Annotated in this window: 9 protein-coding genes; 2 read left to right on the top strand and 7 right to left on the bottom strand. The window is 42.5% G+C overall.

Features of this window, described 5'->3' with window-relative positions:
* Window positions 1-228 precede the first annotated feature (228 nt).
* Together DW039_RS20460 and DW039_RS20455 are read left to right on the top strand one after the other, a co-directional pair.
* Window positions 229-414 carry a hypothetical protein gene (locus DW039_RS20460; RefSeq protein ID WP_007560600.1) on the top strand — a complete coding sequence of 62 codons (186 nt, stop codon included), beginning with the start codon at window positions 229-231 and terminating at the stop codon, window positions 412-414.
* The gene (locus DW039_RS20455; RefSeq protein ID WP_007755890.1) at window positions 365-1,369 is read left to right on the top strand and encodes a replication initiation protein; all 1,005 of its coding nucleotides are present in this window, start codon (window positions 365-367) and stop codon (window positions 1,367-1,369) included. Before DW039_RS20460 ends, DW039_RS20455 begins: the two co-directional genes overlap by 50 nt.
* Window positions 1,370-1,407: 38 nt before the next feature.
* Here the strand turns inward: DW039_RS20455 and DW039_RS20450 are convergent, their stop codons facing one another.
* The 7 genes from DW039_RS20450 to DW039_RS20420 all read right to left on the bottom strand — a co-directional run bounded on the left by DW039_RS20450 (window position 1,408) and on the right by DW039_RS20420 (window position 4,081).
* Window positions 1,408-1,638 carry a hypothetical protein gene (locus tag DW039_RS20450; RefSeq protein WP_007755891.1) on the bottom strand — a complete coding sequence of 77 codons (231 nt, stop codon included), beginning with the start codon at window positions 1,636-1,638 and terminating at the stop codon, window positions 1,408-1,410.
* Between the two features lie 18 nt (window positions 1,639-1,656).
* Entirely contained in the window at window positions 1,657-2,109 is a 453-nt protein-coding gene (mbpC, locus tag DW039_RS20445; protein ID WP_007755893.1) for a mobilization protein MbpC, read from the bottom strand.
* Complete coding sequence (gene mbpB, locus DW039_RS20440; protein WP_007755894.1) at window positions 2,066-2,860, bottom strand: mobilization protein MbpB; 795 nt, start codon at window positions 2,858-2,860, stop codon at window positions 2,066-2,068. Before mbpB ends, mbpC begins: the two co-directional genes overlap by 44 nt.
* Window positions 2,857-3,156 (bottom strand): mobilization protein MbpA, encoded by a 300-nt coding sequence (mbpA, locus tag DW039_RS20435; protein WP_005683055.1) that lies wholly within the window; start codon window positions 3,154-3,156, stop codon window positions 2,857-2,859. The genes mbpB and mbpA overlap by 4 nt, the downstream gene beginning before the upstream one ends.
* A gap of 193 nt (window positions 3,157-3,349) precedes the next feature.
* Window positions 3,350-3,547 carry a hypothetical protein gene (locus tag DW039_RS20430; RefSeq protein ID WP_005683054.1) on the bottom strand — a complete coding sequence of 66 codons (198 nt, stop codon included), beginning with the start codon at window positions 3,545-3,547 and terminating at the stop codon, window positions 3,350-3,352.
* Between the two features lie 10 nt (window positions 3,548-3,557).
* Window positions 3,558-3,833, bottom strand: coding sequence for a type II toxin-antitoxin system YoeB family toxin (locus tag DW039_RS20425; RefSeq protein WP_004327436.1), 276 nt, complete (start codon window positions 3,831-3,833; stop codon window positions 3,558-3,560).
* A complete protein-coding gene (locus DW039_RS20420; RefSeq protein WP_004295507.1) occupies window positions 3,830-4,081 on the bottom strand; it encodes a hypothetical protein in 252 nt (83 codons plus the stop codon). The genes DW039_RS20425 and DW039_RS20420 overlap by 4 nt, the downstream gene beginning before the upstream one ends.
* Window positions 4,082-4,325: the final 244 nt, after the last annotated feature.

The following is a 4,325-nucleotide window of genomic DNA, read 5'->3' as shown; positions in this document are numbered from 1 at the left end:
TTTTTTTTTAACTAAAAATCACGCTGAAATCCAACCGCTTACACAATTCATTTAACACATTACTACGACTTTTTGAATGCTATTTAACACATTACTACGACTTTTTGAATGTTATTTTCTCTTCCAAATACGACTTTTTGAATGTTATTTTGCATCATCTACGATTTCCATTTGCACAAGTCGTAATTACTTATTATATTTGCGCAACATACTAATAATCAATAAAGGATGAAGAAAATCATAGTTCATTTTAAGAAAGAAGAATTTGAAAGGGTAAAAAACGCAATTTCTATCCTCGCAAAATTTTCTGAAATATACGCTCCTCACATAGATAAAGCCAACAGTATTTTATCCTTTCGTGTAGATGATGAAAACGAAACAACAGAAGAACAACAGTGTAACAGTCGTCAATAAAGACCAAATACAAAGCTATATTATGACGACAGCCAAGTATGACTTTTCCGTTTATGAGAAGCGCATACTTTATAGAATTGTAGAAATGGCTCAAGGTGAACTCCAAGGAGTTAGGTTTGCAACTGATTGTAAAAAAATAGAACACACACTTTTTGATACCGTTCACATCACAATGCCTATTGCTTCATTGCTAAATGGAGAAAGTGATGAAAACTACACACGTGTAAAACAAGCACTGTTATCTCTACAAAAGAAAATCTTTACCTATGAGGATGAAAAAGAATGGATAAGCATTTCTATTATTGCATTGCCAAAGATAAAGAAGCGTTCATCTGTTGTATCATTCCAAATAGACTCACACATATGGGACTGCTGCTTAGATTTTTCAAAAGGGTTTCGCAAATACGAATTAGCCACTGCGATGAAGTTTAAGAGTGTATATTCTATGCGGTTCTACGAACTTTTAAGCGGTCAGAAAACAAAACTAATCTATCCACTTGAACAGCTCAAAGAAATGTTTAAAGTACAAGATAAATACGCAAAGACAAACGATTTTGTCCGGAAAGTAATTGAACCTGCAAAAAATGAGCTGGACGAACTAAGTCCTTATACATTCGAATGGTCCGCAAACAAGGAGGGGAAAAAAATTGTAAGTTTCAACTTCTATCCAATATTCAAGCCAGAGCATCGTGATGCAGAGCTATACAAAAAAGAGCTACAAAAGCAAACCGGGCTTTCATGGGATTTAGGTAGGCAAGTGATAAGTTACTTAAAAACATCTTTGGAGTTCTCCGATAAAGAAATCAAAAACAACCGGGATTTATTTGTAACAGCACAAATGGAACTTCCAGACATCATGACAGAACTCGCCATACTTAGAGGAAAATCAAGGACAAAAACAAATCCAAAAGGGTGGATTATAAACGCCCTTAAAGGGAAAATCAAGGATAAGTGACAAGATTACCCCGGTATATTTCAGCCGGGGTAATCTTGTCAAATCAGAGGAACGATTTCCATTTCTACACCAAGCTCTTTCATCTGCCGCTGTATTTCCTCGCTGCTTAGTTTCTCTTTCGCCAGTACAAGCCCATGAAAGGCGTCCCAGCCTGCCGGCTTCGAAACGATACTACCGTTTAGGACAGCATGGGTGATTTCGCCGCCGGACTTCGCACCCTTGTTCAGTATGAAGAAGAACCGGGGTTCTTCGTGTTCCGTTGTTCCCATAATTCGTAAAGTTAGAGTTTATTTGTTTCCCTTTTGTTCCCTTGCCTGCTCTTGGAAGTATTCATAATACTGCTTGTAGTTGTCCCGGTCTTTGGCTGCATCCGTCCAAAGATAGCACATGAAACAAGCGAACAATAGGGAGATAACAGCACAAAGGATTGAGTAGAACGAAATCCGTTTGTCCACATAACCGCCGTTTTTCATTCTGTACCCCTGCCGTTCAAAGTCCGACAATACGTTTTTTAGGCGATTTTCGGCACTTTCGAGGCTTTTCCCGTCTATTTGTACCTTTCGGGATGTTGCATCCTCTATGCGCTTTGTATAGGCTTCAATACGTCCCATTTCTTGAAAAAACAGTTCTATCGCAAGCTGCGGGTTAACCTTTGGTGCTGTGTCTTTTCTTTTCCGGGGGCTGTACTGTCCCTGCTTAACGGTGGAAGCTACCGCTTCCGGATGTGAGTTTGTTTCCATGAGATATGTTCATTGAGTTATATTTCAGTTTGCTTTGTGTCCGCTCGATATGGGCGAGAGTGTAGCCTTTCCCTATCTCGCTCGCCTTATACTCCGTACCGCTTCGGGCTGTGACGTAGTAGCCGTTAAGTTTTCCGGTGCTTGCCCTGGCTTCCCGAACTTTAAAACCTCTCCTACCAAGTTCTTCCTTGAATTTAGTCAAGTCAAAGCCCTGCATCTTCTTCAATACGTCGTCCATGGCTTCCTTGATTTCCGCTTTGTTGGCTTTGCCGATGTCCTGCGACTGTACAAAGTTCCGTTCCTTGGCTATGGCGTTGGCGGCTTCCGTTGCCTTTTTCCCTATCCAGTTATCCCGGTACAGTTCCCCGGAAAGGGAAACCCGGTTTGCTAGTATATGCAGGTGGGCTTGTTCTTTTTTGCTCTCCGTACCGCTGTGCCGGATGATGATGTACTGGTGGTTCGCCAGCCCCATGCGCTGCATGAAGTCGTTACCAAGTTCCGCCCAGTCCGCATCCGTAAAGGTGGCGCTTTCCTCTATCGAAGGACTGACCTCGAAACGTAGGCAATTGTTTTTTACGTTCGGAAAATCAGCGTGGTATGGTTTCATTTCCTGTACCATTTCCGCACCCGTACACCCGTAAAGTTCATGCCGGGCTATCTCGATGGCTGCTGTCTGTCCGTCTATCTCTTTGGCAAGGTCATACTCCAGTGCAGCCGTACCATGCGATATGCTCTTTCCTTTCCCTATCATCGTGAAAGTATTTTTTTAAGTTCGGTGATTAGTGCCTGATTCTCTTCAAATACCTCCCGGTACTGGCGACCACCGAAGTAGTTGTTCAGCCGTTGGAGCGTTCCTTTCAACTGGGCTATGTCCCGGAGAAGCTGCCGTTCCTCCTCGGTGTACCTTTCCCTTGGGCGACCTCCAAGGGACAAACTCCGGCAATACTCCGATGTGCTCATGCTACATCGGGCTGCCTGCTCCGCAAGTGCCAGCTTTTCATACCGGGTACAGCGGAATGTAATCTTTTCGTTCCGTCTTACTTCCATGTCACAAAGGTAATCTTAAAATCTTTTTGAGCAAAGCGAGAAAAGCAAGAATTGTCCGACAAGGACACTTCTTGCTATATATACACATACCGCATTGGAATACATCCACACTAACCGCCCGGCAAAAAAGCCCCGGCGTGTTAGAAAATCCCCCACAGCCTAACAAAATCTACCCCATTTCTACCCAAGGGGATTACACGCCGCAGAAGTCATCCGGGAACATGTCTTCCAGTTCGTCCAAATCAATGGCTTCTTCTTCGGACACCTCCACCCATTCAACGTTTTCTTTCCCTCTTATCGCACATGAGTACATCTCGGCGGCGGCAAGGTTAGAGAACACCTCGTGCATAGGCTCGCCGTTCTCTAACCAGTAAACACAATATTCGACCATAACAGTTTTATCATTTATCGTTGTAATGCCCCTCTACCTCCAAAATGTAGACCTCTACCACTTCCTCGTAAATGTCATAGATTATCCGGTCATGGGCGGTAATGTGTCGAGACCATGTAATATCCCCACCGCCCCTTAACGCTTCGGGATGCCCAAGCCCAGTCTTAGGGTGCTCTAACAATTCTTTGTAGATTTTCTTATACTTCTTGAACAAATTGGGGTTTGATTTCTTCCATTTGGCAATCACCTTATCCACCCCGTCGGAAACCCTAATTGTGTACATCATAGACTGTCGAAATAAGCATCAATATCCTCACTGCTTTTGAGGGTAACACACTTTCCGGATTTGATTTCTTCCCTTGCCTTGTCAATCCTTGCTTGCAGTTCCGGGGTTATCATCAAATCTTCACGACCAACTTTTACCAAAGCGTAAATCTCGTTTTTCCTGCGAATTAGTACCTGCTCGCCATTGTCAGCTTTGGTGAAAGACGCTGCGAGGTTGTTACGGTATTCTCTTACTGATAATGCTTCCATATCTGTTTGCTTTTAAATTCAGTACAAAGATAGCTATATTTCAATAAAATACAAACTTTTTGTACACAAATGTGTACACGCCATAAAAAGCCGTTCACAGTCCTACCGCCCGTTGGTTGGTTTTGCTTTGCTTTTTTTCCCTATTGTTTTTCTTTTTCCGACAGTAAATCAACCACTTATCCGTAAAAAATCAATGACTTGTTATAAAGCATAACTTGTTTATATGCTTATCAGCTTTTTTTTT

The sequence above is a fragment of the Bacteroides sp. AF39-16AC genome (assembly GCF_003602735.1).
GTDB classification, from domain to species: Bacteria; Bacteroidota; Bacteroidia; order Bacteroidales; family Bacteroidaceae; genus Bacteroides; species Bacteroides uniformis.
Note: the sequence above shows the minus strand (reverse complement) of the source record. Positions and strands in the feature narration are given on the sequence as shown.

Bases quoted from the DNA above. Each gene is read 5' to 3' on its own strand.
- DW039_RS20460 (WP_007560600.1), top strand. From the start codon at position 229: ATGAAGAAAATCATAGTTCATTTTAAGAAAGAAGAATTTGAAAGGGTA.
- DW039_RS20455 (WP_007755890.1), top strand. From the start codon at position 365: ATGATGAAAACGAAACAACAGAAGAACAACAGTGTAACAGTCGTCAAT.
- DW039_RS20450 (WP_007755891.1), bottom strand. From the start codon at position 1,638: ATGGGAACAACGGAACACGAAGAACCCCGGTTCTTCTTCATACTGAAC.
- mbpC (WP_007755893.1), bottom strand. From the start codon at position 2,109: ATGGAAACAAACTCACATCCGGAAGCGGTAGCTTCCACCGTTAAGCAG.
- mbpB (WP_007755894.1), bottom strand. From the start codon at position 2,860: ATGATAGGGAAAGGAAAGAGCATATCGCATGGTACGGCTGCACTGGAG.
- mbpA (WP_005683055.1), bottom strand. From the start codon at position 3,156: ATGGAAGTAAGACGGAACGAAAAGATTACATTCCGCTGTACCCGGTAT.
- DW039_RS20430 (WP_005683054.1), bottom strand. From the start codon at position 3,547: ATGGTCGAATATTGTGTTTACTGGTTAGAGAACGGCGAGCCTATGCAC.
- DW039_RS20425 (WP_004327436.1), bottom strand. From the start codon at position 3,833: ATGATGTACACAATTAGGGTTTCCGACGGGGTGGATAAGGTGATTGCC.
- DW039_RS20420 (WP_004295507.1), bottom strand. From the start codon at position 4,081: ATGGAAGCATTATCAGTAAGAGAATACCGTAACAACCTCGCAGCGTCT.